24 protein-coding genes are annotated in these 24,225 nt (G+C 67.5%); 11 read left to right on the forward strand and 13 right to left on the reverse strand.

Annotated features, from left to right (window positions below; genetic code table 11):
- The first annotated feature begins 464 nt into the window (after nt 1-464).
- A complete protein-coding gene (locus JUB11_RS28625) occupies nt 465-3,548 on the forward strand; it encodes an FAD-linked oxidase C-terminal domain-containing protein (RefSeq protein WP_207462214.1) in 3,084 nt (1,027 codons plus the stop codon).
- A gap of 25 nt (nt 3,549-3,573) precedes the next feature.
- Here the strand turns inward: JUB11_RS28625 and JUB11_RS28630 are convergent, their stop codons facing one another.
- From JUB11_RS28630 to JUB11_RS28640, 3 genes are all read right to left on the reverse strand, one after another.
- Nucleotides 3,574-3,903 (reverse strand): HigA family addiction module antitoxin, encoded by a 330-nt coding sequence (locus JUB11_RS28630; protein WP_247887393.1) that lies wholly within the window; start codon nt 3,901-3,903, stop codon nt 3,574-3,576.
- Nucleotides 3,904-3,914: 11 nt separating this feature from the next.
- Entirely contained in the window at nt 3,915-4,067 is a 153-nt protein-coding gene (locus JUB11_RS33455; protein ID WP_348771528.1) for a type II toxin-antitoxin system RelE/ParE family toxin, read from the reverse strand.
- Between the two features lie 636 nt (nt 4,068-4,703).
- Nucleotides 4,704-5,147 (reverse strand): helix-turn-helix domain-containing protein, encoded by a 444-nt coding sequence (locus JUB11_RS28640; protein WP_207462215.1) that lies wholly within the window; start codon nt 5,145-5,147, stop codon nt 4,704-4,706.
- Nucleotides 5,148-5,253: 106 nt separating this feature from the next.
- On the opposite strand from JUB11_RS28640, the gene JUB11_RS28645 reads away from it, so the two are divergent.
- Nucleotides 5,254-6,516 (forward strand): MFS transporter, encoded by a 1,263-nt coding sequence (locus JUB11_RS28645; RefSeq protein WP_207462216.1) that lies wholly within the window; start codon nt 5,254-5,256, stop codon nt 6,514-6,516.
- A 180-nt stretch (nt 6,517-6,696) separates the two neighbouring features.
- Nucleotides 6,697-7,089: a cupin domain-containing protein gene (locus JUB11_RS28650; protein WP_207462217.1), complete on the forward strand. Its 393-nt coding sequence runs from the start codon at nt 6,697-6,699 to the stop codon at nt 7,087-7,089.
- Nucleotides 7,090-7,232: 143 nt separating this feature from the next.
- Here JUB11_RS28650 and JUB11_RS28655 read toward each other — a convergent pair whose 3' ends face one another.
- From JUB11_RS28655 to JUB11_RS28665, 3 genes are all read right to left on the reverse strand, one after another.
- A complete protein-coding gene (locus tag JUB11_RS28655; RefSeq protein ID WP_207462218.1) occupies nt 7,233-7,916 on the reverse strand; it encodes an FMN-binding negative transcriptional regulator in 684 nt (227 codons plus the stop codon).
- A 243-nt stretch (nt 7,917-8,159) separates the two neighbouring features.
- A complete protein-coding gene (locus JUB11_RS28660; RefSeq protein WP_207462219.1) occupies nt 8,160-8,555 on the reverse strand; it encodes a DUF417 family protein in 396 nt (131 codons plus the stop codon).
- A 607-nt stretch (nt 8,556-9,162) separates the two neighbouring features.
- Nucleotides 9,163-9,561 (reverse strand): RidA family protein, encoded by a 399-nt coding sequence (locus JUB11_RS28665; RefSeq protein ID WP_207462237.1) that lies wholly within the window; start codon nt 9,559-9,561, stop codon nt 9,163-9,165.
- 257 nt (nt 9,562-9,818) lie between these two features.
- Here JUB11_RS28665 and JUB11_RS28670 point away from each other — a divergent pair, with 257 nt between their 5' ends.
- Together JUB11_RS28670 and JUB11_RS28675 are read left to right on the forward strand one after the other, a co-directional pair.
- Nucleotides 9,819-10,403, forward strand: a complete 585-nt coding sequence (locus tag JUB11_RS28670; protein WP_247887394.1) for a TetR/AcrR family transcriptional regulator — start codon at nt 9,819-9,821, stop codon at nt 10,401-10,403.
- A 196-nt stretch (nt 10,404-10,599) separates the two neighbouring features.
- Complete coding sequence (locus JUB11_RS28675) at nt 10,600-11,118, forward strand: MarR family transcriptional regulator (RefSeq protein ID WP_247887395.1); 519 nt, start codon at nt 10,600-10,602, stop codon at nt 11,116-11,118.
- Between the two features lie 93 nt (nt 11,119-11,211).
- On the opposite strand, the gene JUB11_RS28680 is transcribed toward JUB11_RS28675, so the two are convergent.
- From JUB11_RS28680 to JUB11_RS28690, 3 genes are all read right to left on the reverse strand, one after another.
- Nucleotides 11,212-11,688, reverse strand: coding sequence for a cupin domain-containing protein (locus JUB11_RS28680; protein WP_207462221.1), 477 nt, complete (start codon nt 11,686-11,688; stop codon nt 11,212-11,214).
- Between the two features lie 246 nt (nt 11,689-11,934).
- The gene (locus tag JUB11_RS28685) at nt 11,935-12,726 is read right to left on the reverse strand and encodes a carboxymuconolactone decarboxylase family protein (RefSeq protein WP_207462222.1); all 792 of its coding nucleotides are present in this window, start codon (nt 12,724-12,726) and stop codon (nt 11,935-11,937) included.
- 159 nt (nt 12,727-12,885) lie between these two features.
- Nucleotides 12,886-13,782: a helix-turn-helix domain-containing protein gene (locus JUB11_RS28690; RefSeq protein WP_207462223.1), complete on the reverse strand. Its 897-nt coding sequence runs from the start codon at nt 13,780-13,782 to the stop codon at nt 12,886-12,888.
- A 193-nt stretch (nt 13,783-13,975) separates the two neighbouring features.
- On the opposite strand from JUB11_RS28690, the gene JUB11_RS28695 reads away from it, so the two are divergent.
- Complete coding sequence (locus JUB11_RS28695) at nt 13,976-15,169, forward strand: 4-hydroxybenzoate 3-monooxygenase (RefSeq protein ID WP_207462224.1); 1,194 nt, start codon at nt 13,976-13,978, stop codon at nt 15,167-15,169.
- Between the two features lie 131 nt (nt 15,170-15,300).
- On the opposite strand, the gene fghA is transcribed toward JUB11_RS28695, so the two are convergent.
- On the reverse strand, nt 15,301-16,149 hold the full coding sequence (gene fghA, locus JUB11_RS28700) for an S-formylglutathione hydrolase (protein WP_207462225.1): 849 nt from the start codon (nt 16,147-16,149) through the stop codon (nt 15,301-15,303).
- A 68-nt stretch (nt 16,150-16,217) separates the two neighbouring features.
- Complete coding sequence (locus JUB11_RS28705; RefSeq protein ID WP_211112631.1) at nt 16,218-17,330, reverse strand: S-(hydroxymethyl)glutathione dehydrogenase/class III alcohol dehydrogenase; 1,113 nt, start codon at nt 17,328-17,330, stop codon at nt 16,218-16,220.
- Nucleotides 17,331-17,445: 115 nt separating this feature from the next.
- Here JUB11_RS28705 and JUB11_RS28710 point away from each other — a divergent pair, with 115 nt between their 5' ends.
- On the forward strand, nt 17,446-18,348 hold the full coding sequence (locus tag JUB11_RS28710) for a LysR family transcriptional regulator (RefSeq protein ID WP_348771526.1): 903 nt from the start codon (nt 17,446-17,448) through the stop codon (nt 18,346-18,348).
- Between the two features lie 88 nt (nt 18,349-18,436).
- On the opposite strand, the gene JUB11_RS28715 is transcribed toward JUB11_RS28710, so the two are convergent.
- On the reverse strand, nt 18,437-18,628 hold the full coding sequence (locus tag JUB11_RS28715; protein ID WP_207462226.1) for a hypothetical protein: 192 nt from the start codon (nt 18,626-18,628) through the stop codon (nt 18,437-18,439).
- Nucleotides 18,629-18,947: 319 nt separating this feature from the next.
- Between JUB11_RS28715 and JUB11_RS28720 the strand changes: the two genes are divergently transcribed.
- Both JUB11_RS28720 and JUB11_RS28725 read left to right on the forward strand, forming a co-directional pair.
- Nucleotides 18,948-19,193, forward strand: a complete 246-nt coding sequence (locus JUB11_RS28720; RefSeq protein ID WP_207462227.1) for a type II toxin-antitoxin system prevent-host-death family antitoxin — start codon at nt 18,948-18,950, stop codon at nt 19,191-19,193.
- Nucleotides 19,194-19,198: 5 nt separating this feature from the next.
- Nucleotides 19,199-19,651, forward strand: coding sequence for a PIN domain-containing protein (locus JUB11_RS28725; protein ID WP_207462228.1), 453 nt, complete (start codon nt 19,199-19,201; stop codon nt 19,649-19,651).
- A 342-nt stretch (nt 19,652-19,993) separates the two neighbouring features.
- Here JUB11_RS28725 and JUB11_RS28730 read toward each other — a convergent pair whose 3' ends face one another.
- Entirely contained in the window at nt 19,994-21,307 is a 1,314-nt protein-coding gene (locus tag JUB11_RS28730; protein ID WP_207462229.1) for an MFS transporter, read from the reverse strand.
- A 110-nt stretch (nt 21,308-21,417) separates the two neighbouring features.
- Here JUB11_RS28730 and JUB11_RS28735 point away from each other — a divergent pair, with 110 nt between their 5' ends.
- Both JUB11_RS28735 and JUB11_RS28740 read left to right on the forward strand, forming a co-directional pair.
- A complete protein-coding gene (locus JUB11_RS28735) occupies nt 21,418-22,299 on the forward strand; it encodes a LysR substrate-binding domain-containing protein (protein ID WP_211112632.1) in 882 nt (293 codons plus the stop codon).
- 292 nt (nt 22,300-22,591) lie between these two features.
- Nucleotides 22,592-24,223 (forward strand): alpha-D-glucose phosphate-specific phosphoglucomutase, encoded by a 1,632-nt coding sequence (locus JUB11_RS28740; protein WP_348771529.1) that lies wholly within the window; start codon nt 22,592-22,594, stop codon nt 24,221-24,223.
- Nucleotides 24,224-24,225 lie beyond the last annotated feature (2 nt).

Here is a 24,225-nt window from a genome sequence, read left to right on the forward strand (position 1 = left end):
AACCATGCAGCGGGGATACGAACGTTTCGCCGCCATTCACGAAGGCTACAAGCTTGCTGCGGCGCAAAATGTGTGCAAGCCGTAGCCCCAGCGGGGAGAGGGAGAAAACGGCCGTCAAAGTTAGCGCCCATGCGCGGACGCGGGGATCCAGAACGCCGCAGAACGGACCCTCTGGAAAAGTCCTGGACCCCCGCTTTCGCGGGGGTGACGGCTAAGTGGTTGTTTTTCCTTCAAGCTGTTGCACAGTGAGGGCTGTTTCCGGGTGCAATTCACCCGCCTTTGGCGGCCCGGCCGTCGCCGCCCGGAATCCGCCTGCTGAAATTGAGGGGCTGGCCCGTCCGGGCCGGGGGTGTCGGCGTGATTCGGCACTTCACTCCGGACCCGCGCTCGCCTTATTAAAACGGCGTAGTGCACATGGCGGACCGCGCCTGGCGGTCGGCCCCGATGGAAAAGGGACGCCTTCCGTGATACCGCGCCTCAGCAGCCTGGCCGAATGCTCGCCCCTGGTCCGCGACCTGCTGGCGGAGTTGCGGGCGGGCGGGTTCCGGGGCGACCTGTCGGTGGCCTCCGGCGACCGCGTCGTGCTGGCGACCGACAACTCCATCTACCAGGTGACGCCCGAGGCGCTGGTCTTCCCGCGCGAGGTCGAGGACATCGCACTCGTCGCCCGCACCCTGGCCGAGCCGCGCTTCGCCGGCGTCGTGGTGCGCCCGCGCGGCGGCGGGACGGGCACCAACGGGCAGTCCCTGGGCGAGGGCGTCGTGGTGGACGTGTCCCGCCACATGAACCGCATCCTGGAGATCAACGCGGCGGAGGGCTGGGTCCGCGTGCAGGCGGGGGTGGTGAAGGACCAGCTGAACGCGGCACTGCTGCCGCACGGCATGTTCTTCGCGCCGGAGCTGTCCACCTCCAACCGCGCCACCATCGGCGGCATGATCTCCACCGACGCCAGCGGGCAGGGCTCCTGCCTCTACGGCAAGACGCGCGACCATGTGCTGGAGCTGACGGCCGTGCTGATGGACGGCGCCGTCTTCACCTCGCGCCCCGTCGATGACGCCGAGCTGGCCGCGCTGCAGGCGCGCGCCGACCGGGTCGGAGAGGTGCACCGGGTGGTGGACCGCGTCCAGCGCGAGAACGCCGCCCTGATCGAGGAGCGCTTCCCCAAGCTGAACCGCTGCCTGACCGGCTACGACCTCGCCCACATCCGGGGCGCGGACGGGCGGTTCAACCTGAACTCCGTGCTCTGCGGGTCGGAGGGGACGCTGGGCTTCATCGCCGAGGCGAAGCTGCGCATCCTGCCGATCCCGCGCGTCTCGACGCTCGTGAACCTGCGCTACGCGAGCTTCGACGCGGCGCTGCGCGACGCCGGCAACCTCGTCGCCTTCAAGGCGGCCTCGATCGAGACGGTCGATTCCAAGGTGCTGGGCCTCGCCCGCGGGGACATCGTCTGGCACAAGGTGAAGGACTATTTCCCGGACGAGCCGGGCGAGACGGTGCTGGGCATCAACCTGGTGGAGTTCGTCGGCGACGACCCGGACTCGGTCGCGGCGGCGGTGGCCCGGCTGACCGGATTCCTGGACGGGGAAGGGCGGGCCAAGGGGCGGCTCGGCTACACGCTGGCCCATGGCGGGGCGGTGGACAGCATCTGGGAGATGCGCAAGAAGTCCGTCGGGCTGCTGGGCAAGGTGCAGGGGCGCAAGCGCCCCATCCCCTTCGTCGAGGACACCGCCGTCCCGCCGGAATCGCTCGCCGACTACATCGCGGAGTTCCGCGCCGCGCTGGACCGCCGGGGGCTGGAATACGGCATGTTCGGCCATGTGGACGCGGGCGTGCTGCACGTCCGCCCGGCGCTGGACCTGAAGGACCCGGCGCAGGAGCCGATGATCCGCGAGATCACCGAGGAGGTGGTGGCGCTGACCATGCGCTACGGCGGGCTGCTGTGGGGCGAGCACGGTAAGGGCATGCGGTCGGAGTTCGTGCCGCGCTTCTTCGGGCCGCTCTACCCCTGCCTCGCCGACATCAAGCGCGCCTTCGACCCGCGCGACCAGATCAACCCCGGCAAGATCGCCTCGGCCAAGGGGGAGGACCTGCTGCGCGTGGACAACGTGCCCCTGCGCGGCCAGCTCGACCGCGTCATTCCGGAGCCGGTGCGCGAGCGCTACGACGAGGCCCTGCACTGCAACGGCAACGGCGCCTGCTACAACTACGACGCCGACGACGCCATGTGCCCGAGCTGGAAGGCGACGCGGGAGCGTCGCCATTCGCCGAAGGGCCGTTCCGCCCTGGTGCGGGAATGGCTGCGGCTGCTGTCGGAGGCCGGCGTCGATGCCGGGGCGGAGAGCGACCGCCTGCGCGAGCGGCCAGCATGGGCCGGACTGGCCGGGCGGCTGCGCAACACGCTGGCGGCGCGCCGGGGCGACGGGGACTTCTCCCACGTGGTGAAGGAGGCGATGGACGGCTGCCTCGCCTGCAAGTCCTGCACGGGGCAGTGCCCGATCAAGGTGGACGTGCCGAGCTTCCGCGCGAAGTTCCTGGAGCTGTACCACGGCCGCTACCTGCGCCGCCCGCGCGACCACATCGTCGGCGCCCTGGAGGACATGCTGCCCCATGTGCGGCGCGTCTCCGGCCTGTACAACGCGGTGATCGGCAGCGGCCTGGGCCGGCAGGCGATGTGGTGGCTCGGCCTCGCCGACACGCCGCGCCTGTCGCCCGTGGACCTGGATTCCGCCCTGCGCGCGCGCGGTGTCGCCACCGCCACGCCCGAGGCGCTGGCCGGGCTGGACGCCGACGCCCGGGCGCGCAGCGTCGTGCTGGTGCAGGACGCCTTCACCAGCAGCTTCGAGGCACCGCTGGTGGTGGCGCTGGTGGAGCTGATCCAATCGCTGGGCTTCACCCCCTGGCTGGCGCCCTTCCGCGCCAACGGCAAGGCCCTGCACGTGCACGGCTTCCTCGGCCGCTTCCGCCGGGTGGCCGAGCGCAACGCCGCGGCCTTGCGCGCGCTGGCCGCGTCGGGCGTGCCGCTGGTGGGGGTGGACCCGTCCATCACCCTGACCTACCGGTCGGAATACCCGCAGGCGCTGGGGGCGGAGGACAGCCCGCGCGTGCTGCTGATCCAGGAATGGCTGGCCGCCAACCTGAACCGCATCCCCGCCCGAGCGGGCGGGACCGGCGGCGCCGGGGGCGAAGTGACGCTGCTGCCCCACTGCACCGAGCGCACCAACGCCACCGCCTCGCTCGCCGACTGGAGCCGAGTCTTCGCCCATTTCGGCGTGACCCTGCGCATCGCCCAGACCGGCTGCTGCGGCATGGCCGGCACCTATGGGCACGAGGTCGAGCATCTGGATACCTCGCGCCGCATCTATGATTCGAGCTGGCGCCTGCGGCTGGACTCCGCGATGCCCGGCGAGGTCATGATGGCGACCGGCTACAGCTGCCGCAGCCAGGTGGCGCGCTTCGGCGACGTCCGGCTGGAACACCCGGTGCAGATCCTGCTGCGGCAGCTGCGGGCGGGTGGAGCCGTGGTGGAGGAAAGGCGTGCGGCGGAGTAGGGAACGGCGTTCCTTACACCGCGCTTCAAGACAGTCCGGGCTGTGGCTCGGACGCCTTGCCCCTGAAGGGCGCGACCTGGATTTCGCCTTCCCGTTTCCGGGTTTGAGCGATGTCGTAGCTGTTCTGCATGCGCATCAGCGTATCCATGGAGACGCCGAAAGCCTTTTCGATCCGGAGAGCCATCTCCGGCGACAGGGAGGCGCGCTCGTTCAGCAGTGCCGAGAGGGCAGCGCGAGTGACGCCCAAAGCCTGGGCGGCTTCGGTCACCGAAATCTCGAGCGGTTCGATGATTTCGGTCTTCACAAAACCACCGGGATGGGCCGGGCTCATCATGCGATAGTTCGTGTCGGCCATGGCGTTTCCCTTCAATGATAGTCTTCATAGTCGAGATCGATGATTTCGATCTCGGTTTGATCGATCAGAAATGTGATGCGCCAATTCCGGCTCACGCTCAGGCTCCAGGTCCCCTTGCGCTCGCCTGTGAGCTGATGGGCCTTCCAGCTTGGACGTTCCGCAATTCCTTCTCCCTCTCCATGTCCTGAAGAAAGGAAAGGATTTTGCGGATCTTATCGACGAGCGCGTGCTGGAGCCCGGATGTGTCGTCGGCTTCAATCAGCCGCCGCAATCCTTTGTGCTTCACGCTTCTGATCTTCATCGGAAAGCACGCTCACCGGGCGCTGTAAACCGTCAAGCGACACTATACGCTCTTGGAATGCATTTTCCGAGTTCGTATTTCGGTCTTTTCAGGAAATACCATCAGCCCAGGCCTTTTCCATGCGCACCCTGTAAGGGTTCGCAGGCACCGCCAACGCAGGCCTTCTGCCATTCTGCCGTTGGCGCCGCTGCTTGAGCCCAGGGGGGATTGTGGCGCCACGGGGGCCGTCCTCATTCCGCCTCACCGTCGGGCGGCCCCCGGTTTTTCAGTCATGCGCTGATGCACCTGTGAGATCTGACAGGCTGCCCGGTGTGGTGGCGGCTTTTATCGTGATGGACGGCGGTGGACGCTCCGTCCTGGCGAACAGACCGTTAACCGCTGGAGGGCCGCCCTTTCTCACCTGAGGGCGGTTCTCGCCGCTGCCTTGGTCGTGGCCCACCGCGTGGTGTAGGAACTGAGTTCGCGTGCCAATGCCAAGCGGGCTGTCAGCCGCCAATGATCAGGTCTTCTTCACCTCGGTATCGTTCCAACCCAGAGAGCGGCCGTCTTCTGCGATTAATTCGAGGCGCGCGACCGGAGCGCCTGATCCCCTTTCCACCAAAGCGGACCGTGGCTCATCCGCGCTATAAAGATGATCTTCACTCCATTGGCGCAGAGCGACGATTACGAGAAACAGGCCACGCCCTTTCTCGGTCAGAACATATTCGCGGTAGGCACTGCCGTCCGAGGCCGGTGCGGTTTCCAGAATGCCGCGCTCTGTCAGGTCACGCAGCCGGGTCGCGAGCATTCCCTTGGCGATGCCAAGGCCCGTCTGAAACTCGCTGAAACGCCGGACTCCGTCGAAGGCGTCACGGATGATCAGCAGCGACCACCAGTCGCCAATGACGTCGAGCGCCCGCGCAACTGGGCATCCGGCGTCCCATAAGCTGACCCTTTTGACCATGACATCCGATCTCCCCTGGCTCAATCTGGTTCTAACGTAGAACTAGAATCGCAACCCGACAAGTGGTCTTATTTTGGAACACGTCCGATCATGAGAAGGGGCTGCCATGCGGCACGAGGACGAAAGCCAGACAAAACATCAACCTGGTGGTGGGATGCCAAGGATCACGATGCTGATCTTCGCCCTAGCCGCAGGGTTGAGCGTCGCAAACATCTACTATGCCCAGCCACTGCTCGACGCGATCGCACAGGATTTCGGCATGTCTCATGCGAGCGTCGGCCTCGTCGTGACGCTGACGCAGATTGGTTATGGGCTAGGGCTGATTTTCATCGTGCCACTTGGTGATCTGGTCGATCGCCGCCGTCTCATCCTCAGCCAAGGCATTCTGTCCGTCTTCGCGTTGGCCGCCGTCGCGACGGCGAGGACAGAGGCGGTCCTGCTTGCCAGCATGGTGGCGATGGGGTTGCTGGCCGTGGTCGTTCAAGTGCTGGTATCCTTCGCCGCCACACTGGCATCGCCCACCGAACGCGGCAAAGTGGTCGGCATGGTGACGAGCGGTGTGGTGATCGGGATTCTGGCCGCCCGCTTCGTCGCCGGGGTGCTCGCCGATCTCGGCGGCTGGCGAGCGGTTTACATAACCTCGGCCGTCATCACGCTCGTCATGGTTGGCCTGCTGCTGCGTGCCCTGCCACGCCAGCTTTCACCAGACAGTTCCGACACCTACGCCGCCACGCTGCGCTCTATTCCGGCCCTTTTCCTCTCTGACCGAGTGTTGTTGGTTCGCGGCATTCTCGCCCTGTTAAGCTTCGCGGCATTCAGCACCTTCTGGACCGCACTCGCGCTGCCACTCAGTGCGGCGCCCTTCTCCTACTCCCATACGCAGATTGGCGTTTTTGGCCTGATCGGCATGGCGGGCGCGATCGCGGCGAGCGGTGCGGGCCGTCTCGCGGATCGTGGTTATGGGCAATGGACAACGGGCTTGTCCCTTGCTCTCCTGCTGGCGTCGTGGGGACTGATCGCCCTTCTGCCATGGTCAGTACCCCACCTGCTGATTGGCGTCGTTCTGCTCGATCTTGCTGTACAAGCCGTCCATGTCACCAACCAGAGCATCATTTTTGAACGGCACCCCGAGGCGTGCAGCCGCCTCGTCGGCGGCTACATGGTGTTCTATTCCCTTGGCAGCGCCACAGGAGCCATCGCCGCAACCGTTACCTACGCCCAACTCGGATGGTTTGGAGTTTCTGCGTTGGGGGTGACGTTCAGCGCCTTCGCGTTGCTGACTTGGGCCGCCACGCGCCGCCTGCCGGTCGAAGAGGGTGGCAGCGGTCCTTTTGGGAAGGGAGCCTCGATAAAGTTGGATGCGCGTTGATGCCGACCGACTCTCCGCGCCGCGTCCATGAACCCCGTTCATCGTTTCATGCGCTTTCCAGCCTCTAATCGCTGGACCGCGCATGCGGTAAATCCAAGAATGGCCCCCAGCCGTTCCGGCAGCCTCGGCTGTTGGCCGATCAGGCAGCCGGAACCGGACAACGCGTGATGGAGAAGGACCATGGACATCAAGCGAAACGGCTCACGGCCATCCGGCCGGGGGCCGGACGAGTATTTCACCGGGGCGGTTCGCATCGATCCGCTGTTCCAGGAGCCGGCGCGGGCCGCCGGGGCGAGCGTGACGTTCGAGCCCGGGGCGCGCACCGCATGGCACACGCACCCGCTGGGGCAGACGATCATCGTCACGTCCGGCCTGGGCTGGGCGCAGCGCGAGGGCGGGCCGGTGGAGGAAATCCGGCCGGGGGACGTGGTCTGGTTCCCGCCCGGCGAGAAGCACTGGCACGGCGCCACGGCGGCCACGGCCATGACCCACATCGCCATCCAGGAGCAACTCGACGGCAAAACCGTGGACTGGCTGGAGCCGGTCAGCGAGGAGCAGTACCGGGCCGGCTGACCCCCTGCGATGGCTTCATGGGTGATGCAGGAGAAGGTCAGCGGCCTCCCCGCTGTCCTGACCGTCGTTGGGAGCGTCCATGCCTCCGCGCAGTCTGGCCCGGCACACGGACGGCCAACGGAGACGGAGCGTTGCCGTGCACGTCAATTTGGCCGGAAGGAGCGAAACAGAGCCTGAAGGGACGCGGACGAACCATCATACCCGCCGACGAGCCTTGCGATAGCCTCATCATCTTGCAGCGCGCGCTTGCTCAAGCCATCGACGACGCCGGGCCTGTCGGCGGGTTCGTCGGGAGGGCTTAGCTTTACGGTCAGGTCAAAATACTCGATCTCCAAGCGATAGCCTTGGATATGGCGCCGCCAGCCCTCCCAGAGTTCCGGAGCAAGTTCCTCGAGCCGCCAGCCGTCCGCTGGTTCGTTCGCCAGCACCAAGTCACCGATTTGCGCTTGCAGTGCGTCGTCGTCCATGAACTCGACGCGGCCACGTATGACGAGATTGATGTAGTTGTAGGTAGGAGCGGTCCGGCTGCGATCCGGCTTGTCGCCCGGAAAGCTCGCGGTGAACCAACTTGGCGAGATCGCGGCGCCGGGGCCATGCACCACCACCGTGATGGGTGTTCCGGGCGTCATCGACGCCGCAATCTGGTTGGCTCGCGCCAAGTGAAATTCGACGGCGTCGGCAGCGTTGCGTCCATGACGGAAGGTGAGGGGGGCTTGCGCGACAATCGGACCTTCGTCACCGTTTGCCGTTATCGTTGCGAACGGAAAGGTTTCCACCATGGCCCGCACGAGAGCCGGATCGGTTTGCTTGTACTCCGCGTAGTGCATTTGCTGGTTTCCTTTTCAACGTGGGTCGAAGAGCAGGCAAAAATTGAAATTCGCGGCCTGATTGCTGAAAGTAGGAGAAAACGCTTGCGTGGCGGGGCAGCCTGCCTCCGCGCAAAGGGCGCGATTGTCCGCCTTGAAGGGGGGCCTGAAACCTAAGTTCAGTGGTCGGAAGACGCCGGCGCCGTTGCGTCGGCCCGATCCGGCGACAAGGCTGTCGTGTGTCGCCGGATCAATCCCGGCGCATCAACGCGAACCGATGCGGACGCGAGCCAAGCTTTCACCCAGCACGACCAAGCTGACACCAAGCAGCGCAATGTCCTTTATGAGAAAGGACCCAAGGAAGCTGAGGAACGGAAATCCACCGGCCGAGGGCTCCCATATCGGAAGCGCGAGAAGCGTGGATGCCGTTGTCAGGAAGGTAAGGGCGCCGAGCGCGCCGCCGACCAGCCCAGCGCGGACGAACCAGGGCGAAGCGATCAGCAAGGCTGCGGTGACGAGTTCCGCGACCCCAAGAAGGTAGCTTGTGCCGGCGTAGCCAAAAACCGAATAGAGCCACGCGAGCCACGGCGTCCCACTGATGAGCGGCTTGAGAGCTTCGATCTCGAACTGCGTGAACTTCAAAATTCCGATCAGGGCCAAGGGGAGAACGGCGCCGGCAAGCGCGACACCGCGACCCGCGGCGACAATGCGGCGTGCGAGGGGGGGGCATCTGCGGGAAGCGTGGCTTCGTCCGCGGAGGAAGATGGAAAGCTTAGCATGGGATGGCTCCTCGAATTTGTATGCGCGAAGCATACATATACTCGACAGGCTTGTCTATGCGTGGCGCATATTTTTTTGGCGCAAGGCTGAAGAAAATTTCCGGAACCGGCGTTGGCTCCCCGGAACCCGGGAAAGAGGGTCCCGGACGCAAAGGACAGCGGCCGGGACGCTTAGACCTGCGAGCTGATAATGCCCGTGCCGCCATTCGAGGCCGCCTTGGGCGCGCCGAGCTGCGCGTCGAAGCCGGTGTTGCCGCCAAGCGGGGCGGCAACGACCGGTGTCACCATGGTGACGGGGGACGCGGGCAGGGCCAGCTTGTTTCGGGCAAGGGTCCGTTGGCTCCCGGCGTCATCGTGACAGCCCCAAGCGTTGAGCGCGCCAGCGGCGTTCAGGGCCGGAATGACGGCCTCGCGGGTGTCGCGGTGAGCCTGCCGGCTGGCGACTTTGCCCTCAATCAGGCCCGAGTTGGACTGGAGCCGAGTGCCGTTCAGGCAACATCAGGTATGCGGGCGATGACCTTGATCTCGAAATCGAACCCGGCCAGCCAGTTCACTCCGACCGCCGTCCAATTCGGATAGGGCGGATCACCGATGGCTTTGTCCCGCACCGCCATGATGGTCTCGAACTGAGCGGCCGGGTCGGTGTGGAAGGTGGTGACATCGATGACGTCTTCGAACGTGCAACCGGCGGCCCTGAGCACGTTCGAAAGATTGTCGAAAGCCAATTGCACCTGCTTCTCGAAGTCGGGTTCTGGCGATCCGTCCGATCGGCTGCCGACCTGACCCGAGACGAACAGGAGATCACCTGAGCGGATCGCCGCCGAGTAGCGGTGCGCCTCGTAAAGCGCGTGCCGGTCGGCTGGAACGATAGCTTGGCGTTGTACCATCATTCTAACTCCTCATTGCGGAAGGACAGTTCGTAAAGAGCAGGGCCGTCTCGCCGACGTCGGGGGCACGGACAAAGCCGTGTCGGCCGAGCGAGTTCTTCAAGCTTCAAAGCCGGGCTTCAAAGCCGGGGCGCGATTTGATATACGCTCCGTATGAGAACGGTAGTTCGCATACGGTACGTATGTCAACTCGCGAATCCGAGTGGCTGTGAATTTTTTTGAAGGAGATGGACGTGGCCGGGAAAAGGCGTTCCGAGATGATGGAGGAGACCCGCGGCAAGCTGATCCAGTCCGCGCGCAGGGCTTTCGCCGAGAAGGGTTATGCAGCCGCATCGATGGACGAATTGACGGCCGACGCTGGGCTGACGCGCGGGGCGCTCTATCACAATTTCGGCGACAAGCGCGGGCTTCTGCAGGCGGTGGTCAACCAGATCGATGGGGAAATGGCGGCGCGCGCGCACGCCATGGCCAGCCGAGCCGAGAATGATTGGGAAGGGTTGCTGGCGGAAAGCATCGCTTACATCGAGATGGCGCTGGAGCCTGAGGTCCAGCGCATCGTGCTGCTCGACGGACCGGCGTTCCTGGGCGACCCTTCGCAGTGGCCCAGCCAGAACAGTTGCCTCCAGACGACCTTGCGGAAAGTGAATGGGCTGATCGAACGCGGCCTGATCAAACCGGTCGATGCCGAAGCCGCCGCCCGGCTTTTGAACGGGGCTGCGCTGAACGCCGCGCTTTGGGTCGCGGCCAGTGACCATCCGCAGGATGTCCTCGCCAAAGCCATCGAGGCCTTTCGGTTCATGGCTGGGGGCCTGTTGGCGGACACTGTTTCAAAGGATTCGTGACATCCGGGGATGGCGTGGCTCCGGGCCAGAGCGGCATCAAGCTTTCGTGGCTGACGGGCACTGAACCGTTTCGCATTTTCCGGAAACGGTTCGGGTGAGGCACGCCGCCACGGCGGCCTTCCCAGCATGGGCATGCGTGCGCATCGATTGCGCGACCGGCTTGATATTTATGCTCCGCGCATGTAAATGTAACCCCATGAGTTCGATTCGTGATAGAAACGTGTTTGGCGCATTCGCCCTGATGTTGGGCGACGACATCGTTCGCGCCGCCTCTTCGTTCGCTCCGGAAGCAGGCCCTGCCGCCGCGGCGCTCGCGCTCCTCGACCATGAGCCGGGCCTTTCAATTCGCACGCTCGCCGTAGGCGTGGGGTTATCGCACGCTGGAACCGTTCGCCTCGTCGACAGGCTGGTTGCCGACGGCTTGGTGGAACGGCGCGGGCACGCGACGGACGGGCGAGCAAGGTCGCTCCACCTCACGGCCGCAGGCGAAAAGGCCAGCGCTGCCGTGCTGCATGCACGGGACCAGGTTCTGGCCCGTGGGCTCGCCACGCTGAGTGCGGACGAGTTGGCGACGCTGACTGCGCTGTCCGAGCGCGTGCTGCGGGCGTGCGTGCGCGACGTTGATCACGCGTACCATATCTGCCGTCTGTGCGGTTACGCATCCTGTGCGGACTGCCCGATTGAGGATGAACTCCGCCAGCGGAAGGCGATCTGACCTCCGGAGCTTGTTCGTGGCTGAGCCTGTTGCACGGATGCAGCCGGCCTCGCGGGCGGAGGCCCGGCTTCCGCTCGACCGTCCTTGGGAGCTTTACTGCCGGGCATCGTATTCCTGGTCGGTGACCAGCTGCATCCAGTCGGCGTTCTTGCCATCGCGGATGTAGGTGATGGCGATGTGGCTCATGCCGGTGGTGCCGGTCGCGCCATGCCAGTGCCGGACGCCGGCGGGAATCCATACGACGTCGCCGGTCTTCATCTCGCGGCGGGTCTGGCCGTCCTGCTGAACCCAGCCCTTGCCGGCCGTGACGATCAGCATCTGTCCGGCCGGATGGGTGTGCCAAGCGGTGCGCGCACGGGGAGCGAAGGTCACCAGGCCGGAGGAGGCCGGGGTCTCGGTGGACGGTGGCGTGAGCAGATCGACGACCACATGGCCCGTGAAGTTGTTCGGATTGCCGATCACGGAGGACATGGAGCCGGGCTGGGTGATTTGGATCTCCTGCGCGCCGGCGGAATCGGCTCCGCAAAGTGCTGCCGAGGCGAGGGTGGCGGCGATGAGTGTTTTCTTCATGGCGGTTCCTTTGTGTTGGGGGGGTGGAGTGTGCGCTGACTCAATTCCCTCTCCCCTCGGGGAGAGGGTCAGGGTGAGGGGGCCGGGAACCGGAAAGTTCAGCAGTCGCAGGACCCCCTCACCTTCCCAAGCCTGCGGCTTGGGCCCCTTCCTCTCCCCGGAGGGGAGAGGGGAGCGGTCGTCAGAGGTCGCGCCCGCCCGGTCTTGCGGGGAAGACGCGGAGGGAGGCCCAAGCCCCGCCTCCCGTCACTTCGCGCGGCTCTTGAACACCTCCGCCGCGACCGGGCCGGCGGAGAAGGCGTTGGGCCAGCCGGCGTAGAAGGCGATCTGGGTGATCACCTCGCCGGCCTGTTCCTGCGTCAGGCCGTCGTTCAGGGCGCGGTTGAGGTGCCCGGCGAGCTGGGCCACCTGGCCGTTCGCCATCAGCGCGCTGATGGTCACGAGGCTGCGGTCGCGCGGGGACAGGTCGGGGCGGCGCCAGACCTCCATGAAGAGCGGGTCGGTGGTGAACTGGTCGAGGCCCGGCGCGGCGGTGCCGAGCAGCTGCCGCACGCTGGCGACGCGGCTGGCCTCCGCCTTTTCGTCCAGCGGCAGGAGCTGCGGCGAGGCGGGGGGCAGCTGGTCCGGCCCGATGCCGCGCTGCGCGAAGATGTCCTTGGCGACGGACACCGCCGACATTGCGTTCGACCAGCCGGCGTAGAAGGCGAGATGCGTGACGACCTCGGACAGCTCGCGCGGCGTCACGCCGTTGTCGAGGGCGAGGGTCATGTAATGGGCCAGGTCGAAGGGCTGGTTGCGGGCGATCAGGATCGCCACGGTGACGATGGCGCGGTCGCGGCGCGAGAGTTGCGGGCGCTGCCACAGGCTGCCGAGGTTGCTCTCCCGCGCGTACCGGCCAAGGGCCGGAGAGACCGCCTGGATGTCCGCCAGGGACAGGGTGGAGGCGCTTTCGGCCGGTGTGGTCATGGTGGCGTTCCCCTGGGCGAAGGCGGGAGACGCCAAGGCGAGAGACGCAAGCGTGGCGGCCAGAAACCTCATGAATCCCGATCTCCCTTTCTTGAATCGACCGGGAAAGGGGACGGACCGTAATCTCTCCCGGCGGCATGTCCGGGAGTCTATCGAAGGGCGCGGGAGGGGTTTATCCACTCAAATCCGCATGCGGTATGAAACGGGGCTCATGAATGGGCGAACCCGGCATCAGCGTCCGCGCCCGTGCCTCTGCCGGAAGGCCTGGGGCGACAACCCCTCGCGCTTGGTGAAGAAGCGGGAGAAGTAGGCGGGGTCCTCGAAGCCCATGGCGTAACCGATCTCGCTCATGGTCATGGCGGTGTAGAGCAGGTTGCGCTTGGCCTCCAGCAGCAGGCGGGCGTGGACGAGCTGGAGGGTGGAGGCGCCGGCGACGCGGCGGCAGGCGGCGTTCAGCCGGCCGGGGCTGGTGCCCAACGCCGCGGCGTACGCCTCCACCGGCCAGTGGTCGCGGAAACGCTGGCCGATGGCCTGGCGCAGCCGCGCGACCAGCAGCGCGTCGGCGGACAGCGGCCCGGCGTCCTTGCCCTCGGCGAGGCCGAGCCGCGCGGCCGTCACCAGCAGAAGCGTCACCTGGGCGGCGATGGCGCTGGCCCGGCCGGGGCGCGGCCAGTGGAATTCCCGCAGGATGGCGGCGAAGGCGGCGGTGAGCGCGGGCCAGTCCTCGCCGGCCGGGTCGGCGGGCAGCGCCGCCGGCCGGTCTAGCACCGCCTTCAGCTCCGGTTCCGGCAGGCCGGCGAGCAGGTTGGCGAGGAAGCCGGCGGACATGGTCAGGATGTGGCCGTCGATGTCCGGGTCGAAGCGGAAGCCATGCACGGTCTCCGCCGGCATGGTGAGCAGGGCGGGGGCGCGGAAGCCGTGCTCCGCCCCGTCCGCCGTCATCAGCCCGCCGCCGGCCGTGATCAGCAGCAGGTGGCTGAGGCCGCTGTGGCGGTGCGGCTTGATCTCCCAATTGTGCAAGCTGCTGCGCGACGGGATGGATTCGACATGGACGAAATCCAGCTCCGCCTCCCCCGACGGGTCCCCGTAGAGGAGGTAATTCGGTATGGATTTCAAGGATTCCGGCATGTCCGGCGGTCCGGTCGGGGGAGGGGAGGGACCGGCCGGGCACGGCGGAGCCGGGCGGAAGCGGCGATGGAAAGTACAAGAGAATGGCCGGTTCGTCCATTCCCGGCGGGCTGTGACAAAAGATAGGATGCCAGACTGTAGGACTCACAAACAAGGTCCCCGGGGCGGGACGGATTGCGAACGGGAGAGAGCGATGGGCGCGCATGTCACGCGGACCCAGGTCGGGATCATCGGGGCCGGGCCAGCCGGGCTGTTCCTGTCGCACATGCTGCACCGGATGGGGATCGAATCCGTCATCCTGGAAAGCCGTTCGCGCGAGGAGATCGAGGCGACCATCCGCGCCGGCGTGCTGGAGCAGTGGACGGTCGATCTGATGAACGGGATGGGACTCGGCGAGCGGATGATGCGGGAGGGGCATTTCCACACCGGCTTCACCCTGCGCGTCAACGGCGAGAGCCATCATGTGGACACGGCCGAGCTGACCGGCGGCAAGATGGTCACCGTCTACCCGCAGCACGAGCTGCTGAAGGACCTCGCCGCCGCGCGTCTGGCCGAGGGCGGGCAGATCCTGTTCGGCGTGACCGGCGTCGGGCTGGAGGGCGTCGAGTGCGACCGGCCGGTGATCCGCTTCCGGCGCGGCACGGACGGGCCGGAGGAGGAGCTGCGCTGCGACTTCGTCGCGGGCTGCGACGGCTTCCACGGGCCGAGCCGGCAGGCCATCCCGGCGGCGTTGCGGACCGAATACCAGAAGGTCTACCCGTTCGGCTGGCTCGGCATCCTGACGGAGGCGCCGCCCTCCTACCACGAGCTGGTCTACGCCAACCACCCGCGGGGATTCGCGCTGCTCAGCACGCGCTCGCCCGAGGTGCAGCGGCTCTATGTGCAGTGCGACCCGAAGGACGACATCGCCAACTGGTCCGACGACCGCATCTGGTCGGAGCTGCATCAGCGGCTGGAGACGCGCGACGGCTGGCGCCTGACGGAAGGGCCGATCTTCCAGAAGGGCATCATCGCCATGCGCAGCTTCGTCTGCGGGACGATGCGCCACGGCCGCCTGTTCCTGGCCGGCGACGCCGCCCACATCGTGCCGCCGACCGGCGCCAAGGGGCTGAACCTCGCCGTGGCCGACGTGGTCTACCTGTCGCGCGGGCTGGAGGCCTTCTACAAGGAAGGCCGGACCGACCTGCTGGACGGCTACACGGAGACCTGCCTGCGCCGAATCTGGAAGGCGGAGCGCTTCTCCTGGTACATGACGACGATGCTGCACCGGAACGAGGAAGACTCCCCCTTCGAGCAGCGCATCCACCTCGCCGACCTGGAATACGCCGTCAGCTCCCGCGCCGCGATGACCGCCATCGCGGAGAACTACGTGGGGCTGCCGCTGTAGGGGGCTTTTTGCGAATGGCCCCTGGGCCATTCGCGGCGTCCCTCGGGACGCCGGCCCTCACCCTCCCAGCCCTGGCGGGCTGGGTCCCTCCCTCTCCCCGGAGGGGAGAGGGATAGAGTCCCACGCTTACCTTATGCCCGCAGGGAGTCGGCGTGGTGCTTCAGGTGGTCGGCGATGAAGCTGGCGATGAAGTAGTAGCTGTGGTCGTAGCCCGGCTGCATGCGCAGGGTCAGCGGGTGGCCGGCGGCCGCCGCGGCCTGGCGCAGGGCGTCGGGCTTCAGCTGGTTTTCCAGGAAGTCGTCGCTGTCGCCCTGGTCCACCAGCAGGGGCAGCCGTTCCGTCGCGTTGGCGATCAGGGCGCAGCTGTCCCATTCGGCCCAGCTCCTGCGCTCGGAGCCCAGATAGTTGGTGAAGGCCTTCTCGCCCCAGGGGCAGTTCATCGGGTTGGTGATCGGCGAGAAGGCCGAGACCGAGCGGTAGCGGCCGGGGTTGCGCAGGGCGCAGGTGATGGCGCCGTGCCCGCCCATGGAATGGCCGGAGACGGAGCGGCGGTCGCTGACGGGGAAGGACTTCTCGATGAGGTCCGGCAGCTCCTTCACCACATAGTCGTGCATGCGGTAATGGCGTGCCCAGGGCTCCTGCGTGGCGTTCAGGTAGAAGCCGGCGCCGAGGCCGAAGTCGTAGGCGCCGGCCTCGTCGTCCGGCACGCCCTGGCCGCGCGGGCTGGTGTCCGGGCAGACGATGGCGATGCCGAGTTCGGCGGCCATCCGCTGGGCGCCGGCCTTCTGCATGAAGTTCTCGTCCGTGCAGGTCAGGCCGGAAAGCCAGTAGAGCACCGGGACGGGGTTCGCGGGCGTGGCCTGCGGCGGCAGGTAGATCGCGAAGACCATGTCGCAGTTGAGGACGGTCGAGCGGTGGCGGTAGCGCTTGTGCCAGCCGTCGAAGCTTTTGTTGCCGGAGACGAAGGTCAGTTCGCTCATGGTGGATCCTCCCGTTTATCATTCAGCGGGAGGGCGCGGACGGCCCTCCCGCGGCGCTTCGGACGGCGTCAGTACTGGATGACCGAGCGGATGCTCTTGCCCTCGTGCATCAGCTCGAAGGCGTGGTTGATCTGGTCCAGCCCCATGGTGTGGGTGATGAAGGTGTCCAGCTCGAACTCGCCCTGCATGTAGCGGTCGACATAGCCCGGCAGCTCGGAACGGCCGCGCACGCCGCCGAAGGCCGAACCGCGCCAGACGCGGCCGGTGACGAGCTGGAAGGGACGGGTGCTGATCTCCTGGCCGGCGCCGGCGACGCCGATGATGACCGACTCGCCCCAGCCCTTGTGGCAGCATTCCAGCGCCTGGCGCATGACCTGGACGTTGCCGATGCACTCGAAGGAGTAATCGACGCCGCCGTCCGTCATCTCGACGAGCACTTCCTGGATCGGGCGGTCGAAGCTGCGCGGGTTGATGCAGTCGGTGGCGCCGAGCTGCTTGGCGATCTCGAACTTCGACTCGTTGATGTCGATGCCGATGATGCGCGAGGCCTTGGCCATCACGGCGCCGATGATCGCCGACAGGCCGATGCCGCCGAGCCCGAAGATGGCGACGGTGGCGCCCGGCTCGACCTTCGCGGTGTTCAGCACGGCGCCCATGCCGGTGGTGACGCCGCAGCCCAGAAGGCAGACCTTCTCGAGCGGGGCCTCCTTGCTGATCTTGGCGAGCGCGATCTCCGGCAGCACCGTGTATTCGGAGAAGGTGGAAGTGCCCATGTAGTGGAACACGTCCTTGCCCCGGGCCTTGAAGCGGGTCGTGCCATCGGGCATCAGCCCCTTGCCCTGGGTGGCGCGGATCGCCTGGCAGAGGTTGGTCTTGCCGGACAGGCAGAACTTGCACTTGCCGCATTCCGGCGTGTAGAGCGGAATCACATGGTCGCCCGGCGCCACGGAGGTGACGCCCGGACCCACCTCCTGAACGATGCCCGCACCCTCATGGCCGAGGATGCAGGGGAAGACGCCTTCCGAATCCTGGCCGGACAGGGTGTAGGCGTCGGTGTGGCAGACGCCGGTGGCGACGATCTTGACCAGAACCTCGCCCTGTTTGGGGCCGGCGACTTCGACTTCCTCGATCTCCAGGGGACGCTTGGCTTCCCAGGCGACGGCGGCGCGCGACTTGATCATGGCTCTCTCTTTGAAAAGCGTTTCCTGCTGAGCCACAGTCTAATCATCCAGCGCGCGTTGATAATGGGGTCCTTTCGAAGAAGATTTGTGCCATACAGGGATAATGTGAGATGGCGTGGGGCTGGATCGGGTGAGCCGCTGGGAAGGGATTGACGAGTTCATGGCGGTGGCGGAGACGGGAAGCTTCTCCCGCGCCGCCGAGCGGCTGCGCATCTCCTCCTCGCAGGTGAGCCGGCAGGTGGCGCGGCTGGAGGACCGGCTGCAGGCGCGGCTGTTCTACCGCACCACCCGCCATGTCAGCCTGACCGAGGCCGGCCGCACCTTCCTGTCGCATTGCCAGAGGCTGGAGGAGGAGCGGGACGAGGCCTTCCAGGCGGTCGGCAACCTGCAGGGAGAGCCGACGGGCCTGCTGCGCATGACCTGCGCCCATTCCTATGGGGAGCAGTTCATCATGCCGCTGGTGAACGGATTCCTGATCCGCTACCCGCAGGTCAGCGTCGAGGTGGACCTGACCAACCGCATGACCGACCTCGTGCACGAAGGCTTCGACTGCGCGATCCGGCTCGGCCGGCTGGCCGAATCAAGCCTCGTGGCGACGCGCATCGCGCCGCGCACCATGCATCTCTGCGCCGCCCCCGACTATCTGGCGCGCTACGGCACGCCGCACACCCTGTCGGAGCTGGCGCAGCACCAGTGCCTCGTCGGCACCTCGGACAGCTGGCTGTTCGACGACGGCGGGCAGGAATGGGTCTTCCGACCGCGCGGGCGCTGGCGCTGCAACAGCGGGGTCGCGGTGCTGGAGGCGGCGCTGCTGGGCTTCGGGCTGTGCCAGCTGCCGGACTATTACGTGCGCGAGCATGTGCGCGCCGGGCGTCTGGTCCCGCTGCTGGAGGCGCACCAGCCGCCCAACACCGCCGTCTGGGCCGTCTACCCGCAACGCCGCCACCGGCTGCCCAAGGTGCGGCTGCTGATCGAGCATCTGCGCGACGGGCTGGCCCGGCGGCCGGAGTATCAATGAGGGTGCGCCGGCCGGGCCAGACAGGCTCCAAGGAGGCCACCAGCCTTCGCCGAGGAGAGGATCTGGTGCGCTGACACAAACATAGGACTCACAGGCGCCGGCGGGCGTCATCGTTGGACCGGAGGATCGCGCGCGTTTGGCTGCGATCCTCGGTCCGGTTCTGCCAGGCCACCACCTCCTCGATCACCGCGCCCGTCACCGTCGAGATCAGGTCCTGGAACTTGGTGAGCGCCTTCGCGGCCTTGAAGTCGGCTGTCCGCTTGTCCGCACGGCTCCGCATCGGCATCCGCATCCTCCGCGCGGATCATCATGTGTTATGCAACGCATAATGGCCGAGCCTGTTCTCGTGAATGACACGCTCCTGACCGAGATGGTGTTGCAGTCCGGTATCATCTCCTCGCATCGCTGCATGCGGATCTCCTGTAGCACCCCCCTGTCCGCCCGATCCCTGTCCCCTTCGTTGGGCAGAGCCTAAGCCCGGACAGATCACTTGCTACAAACTCCGGACAGATCACCTGTCAGCGACATGGCGACGTGCATCACTTGACGTGGAACGGCTGGCGCCTCAAAGTAGTGATGTCACTACATAGGAAGGGCGCATGCCGCGAACCGTATCTGCCGCCGATGCCAACCGGCAGTTTTCTGAGATCCTGGGGCAGGCTGCCGGCGGAGAGACCGTGATCATCACGAAACGCGGCCAGCCGGTGGCGCAGCTTGCGCCCTATGACCAAGCCGCTGAGAAATCCGGTCGCGGCCCGGCTTGGAGCCGGCTGTTCCGGACGCTGGAGGATGGGGTGGATCTGGGCGGCGAGCGGTTCAACCGCGACGCTCTGTATGACCGGTGAGCGGCATGCGATTCACGCTCGACACGAATGTCCTGGTTTACGCGGTCGATCGATCGGCCGGGGACCGTCACCGGCAGGCCGTTGCCTTGGCCCGCCGTCTCCCCGGCCGGGATTGCGTTCTGACCCTCCAGTCTCTTGCGGAACTCTTCCGCACCCTTACCGGCGCCAAGCATGGAGTTCCTCCGGCCCGAGCGGTGGACATCGTCCAGCAGTGGCGCGACACGCTGCCCGTGGTCGCAGCCGACGATGCCTGCCTGACCGATGCGATGGACGCGGTCGCTCATCATAACTGGTCCTTCTGGGACGCCATGATCTGGGCGACCGCCAAGCGCCACGGCTGCCGGCTCCTGCTGTCGGAGGATGGTCAAGCGGGCCGGACGCTGGGCGGGGTGACCATCGTGAATCCGTTTGCCGTAAACCCACCGGCGCTTCTCGACGAAGCGCTCGGGTCGATCTGAACGGGCCGAGGTCCCGTTCTCCGGCCCGGACCCTGGCGACATCACGACGTGCGGATTGCCTTCGAGCCCAGCCCGCGTTAGCACTCACTGCATCAAGGGCCGAACTGCGCCCGCACGGCATTCCCAAACAAATCACTTTCAACGAACGCACCAGGCACGGTGCGCGGCAGCGCCTGCGCCCAATCCGCCGCCGCAACCGGCGCAGCCATTGTGCACCCACTGCACAATGGCCGTGTACGTGCGATCCGGCGCAAGTGCCTGCAAAGCTTACGAATTCGGCGAAACGGCCCGTTGTGCAGAAAGTGTTCTCAGCACAACACCCCACAATGGACCGGCCGCCCGCTACGTCCTGACCGCCCTCGGGAACAGCGCGAAGGCTGCGACCGCCGCCAGGGCCGCGGCCAGCCAGACGGCCGTCCAGCCGCCCAGATCCAGGATGTGCGGGATCGCGAGCGGGGCCAGGAAGTAGGCGCCGAAGGCGAAGCTGTTACCCAGGCCCAGCGCCGTGCCGGTGTGGCGCAGGCCGGCGATGGTGGCGAGTTCGGTGAAGGCGATGCCGTGCCAGCTCGACGCCACGATGCCTCCGGCGACCAGCGCGGCGACGATGGCCGCCGTCAGGCCGGGGCCGGGTGATGCCGGGGCGGAGTCCGGCAGGACCAGCAGGGCGAGCGCGCCATAGATGGCGGCGGTCAGCAGGGCGCAGGCCTTCAGGAAGGGGCGGCGGTTGCGGTGGCGGTCGGTGTGGCGGCCGCTCCACAGCCGCGCGAGGGCGGCGCCGACCTGCACCGCGACGATGGCGGCGCTTATCGCGGTGGTGCCGAGCCGGCCGAGGTCGTTCAGGAAGACGGCGGCGAAGGTCACCACGGCGACCTGGGGCAGGCAGAGCGCGCCGAGCCCCAGCACCATCAGCCAGACCTGCCCGTCGCGCAGCGGTCCGCGCTCCGGACCGGGACCGGTGGCGGGGCGCGCGCCGGCCTCCGTCCCGTCCTCCGCAGCGGCCGGCGGCTCGTGCAGCCACAGCCAGACGAAGGCCGTCGTCACAAGGCAGAGTGCGGCCAGCGTCCCGTAGACGCCACGGAAGCCCGCATGCTCGGCGATGGCGGGCAGGGCCAGCGCGCCGGCGGCACCCCCGGCGGGCAGGGCCATCTGCCGGATGCTCATGGCGAAGCCCCGGTCGCCCTCGCGGAACCAGGCCATGACCGCCCGCCCGCTCGACCCGTTGAGGCTGCCGCCGATCAGCCCGACCAGCAGGAAGGCGAAACCCAGCATCAGGGCCGACGGCGGCGTGCCGGCGGCATCGGGCGACAGGAACAGCGCCATCAGCGCCAGCACCGTCCCGGTCAGGCCGAGCCCGGCGAGCATCACCCGGCGATCGCCCCAGCGGTCGGTGACCAGCCCCCAGGGCAGTTCGCTCACCGCGACGCCCAGCCCCATGGCCCCGATCGCCAGCCCCAGCTCGGTCGTCTCCAGCCGGTAATCGGACCGCAGGAAGACGGCCGTCGCGGGTAGCCCGGTCAGGGCCGCGGCGAAGCTGGCGTTGGCGGCGACGCCCAGCCCCAGGATCTTCCAACGGTGCGACGGGGCATCAATGGACGGGCGGGGATGGCCGCCGCTCGCCGGAGCCGGCGCGGCGGAAACGGATTGTGCGTGCGTCATGTCGGATGGCCTCGGTGGCTTTTGTCCTTGCTCCCTCCTCTATACGGCGCGATGATCGTCCGGATAATCGGGAAATACGGGATCTTCGGTCCCAAAAAACAGGATGATTGATGGTGGGCAGGATCACCTTCGATCTCGACGTTCTGCGCAGCTTCGTCACGGGCGTGGAGCTTGGCGGCTTCGCCAGGGCGGCGGACCGGCTGGGACGCTCCACCTCCGCCGTCAGCGCGCAGATCCGGAAGCTGGAGGAGCAGGCGGGCACGCCGATCTTCCGCAAGGCCGGGCGCGGCCTCGCCCTGACCGAGGCGGGGGAGACGATGCTCGCCTACGCCCGCCGGCTGCTCGACCTCAACGACGAGGCCGCCACGGCCCTGCGCGGCATGGCCGCCGAAGGCTGGCTGCGCGTCGGCGTGCAGGAGGATTTCGGGGAGTCGCTCCTGCCGGCCGCACTCGGCCGCTTCGCGCGCGCCCATCCCCGCGTCCGGATCGAGGCGCGGGTGGGCCGCAACGCCGACCTTCTGGAACGGGTGGCGGCGGGCCAGCTCGACTTCGCGCTCGCCTGGGACGATGGCACCCCGGCCCCGCACAAGACCGAGGTCGCGACCCTCCCGGTCCGCTGGATCGGCCCGCGCGACGGCGCCGCCCTCCCATGCGCCGAAGGCGATCCCCTGCCGCTGGTGGCCTACGACGACGGCTGCTGGTTCCGGGGCGTCGGCACGGCGGCGCTGGACCGCGCCGGCCGGTCCTGGCGCGTGGCCCTGACCAGCGCCAGCCTGTCCGGCCTGTGGGCCGGGGTGGGGGCGGGGCTCGGCCTCGCCGTCCGCACCCCCGCCGGGCTCGGCCCCGGCCTCCGCCCGCTGGAGGAGGGGGAGGGCGGCCTGCCCCCGCTGCCCTCCATCGCACTCGCGATCCACCGCAAGGAGGCGGAACTCGATCCCGCCGCCGAGCGGCTGATCGCCATCGTCACGGACGGGGTGCGGGACCTGCTGTGACGGCCGCCAGGCCGGGGTTGCGCCACGGCTTGCGGCCTATCCCGAAGGCCGGATCGGCCCTCCCGCCGAGCCGTCTCCTGCCCATTGGGTAGGATGAAAACGGCCCGCGATGCGTTTATCCCATCGGAGAGGTTACGGACCCCGCGCCCGGCCGCTCCGGGCCGGAAAGCCAGCAGGACAAACTCCGAAAAAGCGGTCACTCTAGGGGCGATCCAAAGCAGGGCCGACCCAAGGCCGCCGCCGCATGCGTCCCATGGCGGACACGATCAGGAAAGGACAAGCCGTGCAATCCGTGCATCCCGTCACTTGCCCGACCACCCCCTTCGACGGGCAGCGCCCCGGCACATCCGGCCTGCGCAAGGCCGTGAAGACCTTCGAGCAGCCCCGCTATCTGGAGAATTTCGTCCAGTCCATCTTCGACAGCCTGGACGGGCTGGCCGGGGCCACGCTGGTGGTCGGCGGCGACGGGCGTTATCACAACCGCACCGCGGTGCAGACCATCCTGCGCATGGCCGCCGCCAACGGCGTCGCCCGCGCGGTGGTCGGGCGCGGCGGCATCCTCTCCACCCCCGCCGCCTCCTGCGTGATCCGCAAGCGCAAGGCCTATGGCGGCATCATCCTGTCGGCCAGCCACAACCCTGGCGGCCCCGACGGCGACTTCGGCATCAAGTTCAACGCCGCCAACGGCGGCCCCGCGCCGGAGGCCCTGACGGAGCCCTTCTTCAAGCGCTCCAAGGAGATCACCGCCTACAGGACGCTGGAGACCCCTGACCTCGACCTCGACCGGCTGGGCGAGACCGGTCTCGGCGCCATGGCGGTGGAGGTCATCGACCCCGTCGCCGACTATGCCGAGATGATGGAGGGGCTGTTCGACATGGGGGCCATCCGCGCCCTCTTCGGCTCCGGCTTCCGCATGGTCTTCGACGCCATGCACGCTGTCACGGGACCTTACGCGGTGGAGATCCTGGAACGCCGGCTGGGCGCCCCGGCGGGCACCGCCATCAACGCCGTCCCGCTGGAGGATTTCGGCGGCCACCACCCCGACCCCAACCTCGCCCACGCCGCCGAGCTGGTGGCGGCCCTGTCCGGCCCGGACGCGCCGGACTTCGGCGCCGCGTCCGACGGCGACGGCGACCGCAACATGATCCTGGGGCGCGACGTCTTCGTCTCGCCCAGCGACAGCCTCGCGGTGATCGCCGCCAACGCCCACCATGTGCCGGTCTTCTCCGGCGGGCTGAAGGGTGTGGCGCGTTCCATGCCGACCAGCCGCGCGGTGGACCGGGTGGCCGAGAAGCTGGGCATCGCCTGCTACGAGACGCCGACCGGCTGGAAGTTCTTCGGCACGCTGCTCGACGCCGGCCGCATCAATCTCTGCGGCGAGGAGAGCTTCGGCACCGGCTCCGACCATGTCCGGGAGAAGGACGGGCTCTGGGCCGTGGTGATGTGGCTGAACATCCTGGCGGCCCGGCGCCTGTCGGTCGCGGAGCTGATGGCCGAGCATTGGGGCACCTACGGCCGCACCTATTACGGCCGCCACGATTACGAGGGCATCGAGCAGCAGGCCGCCGACCGGCTGATCGAGGAGTTGCGCGGGCGCCTGCCGTCGCTGGCCGGCACGGAACTCGGCGGCCGGCGCGTGGCGTCCGCGGACGAGTTCTCCTACAGCGACCCGGTGGACGGCAGCCGTTCCGACCGGCAGGGCCTGCGCGTCTCCTTCGAGGACGGTTCGCGCATCGTCTACCGCCTGTCCGGCACCGGCACGTCGGGCGCCACGCTGCGCGTCTATTTCGAGCGGTACGAGCCGGTCGGTGGCGAGCATGGGCTGGAGACGATGGCCGCCTTGAAGGGCCTGTCCGACCTCGCCGCCGAGCTGGCGGGCATCGAACGCCACACCGGCCGCACCAAGCCCGACGTCGCCACCTGAGC

The organism is Azospirillum sp. SYSU D00513 (assembly GCF_017356015.1).
Lineage (GTDB): Bacteria > Pseudomonadota > Alphaproteobacteria > Azospirillales > Azospirillaceae > Azospirillum.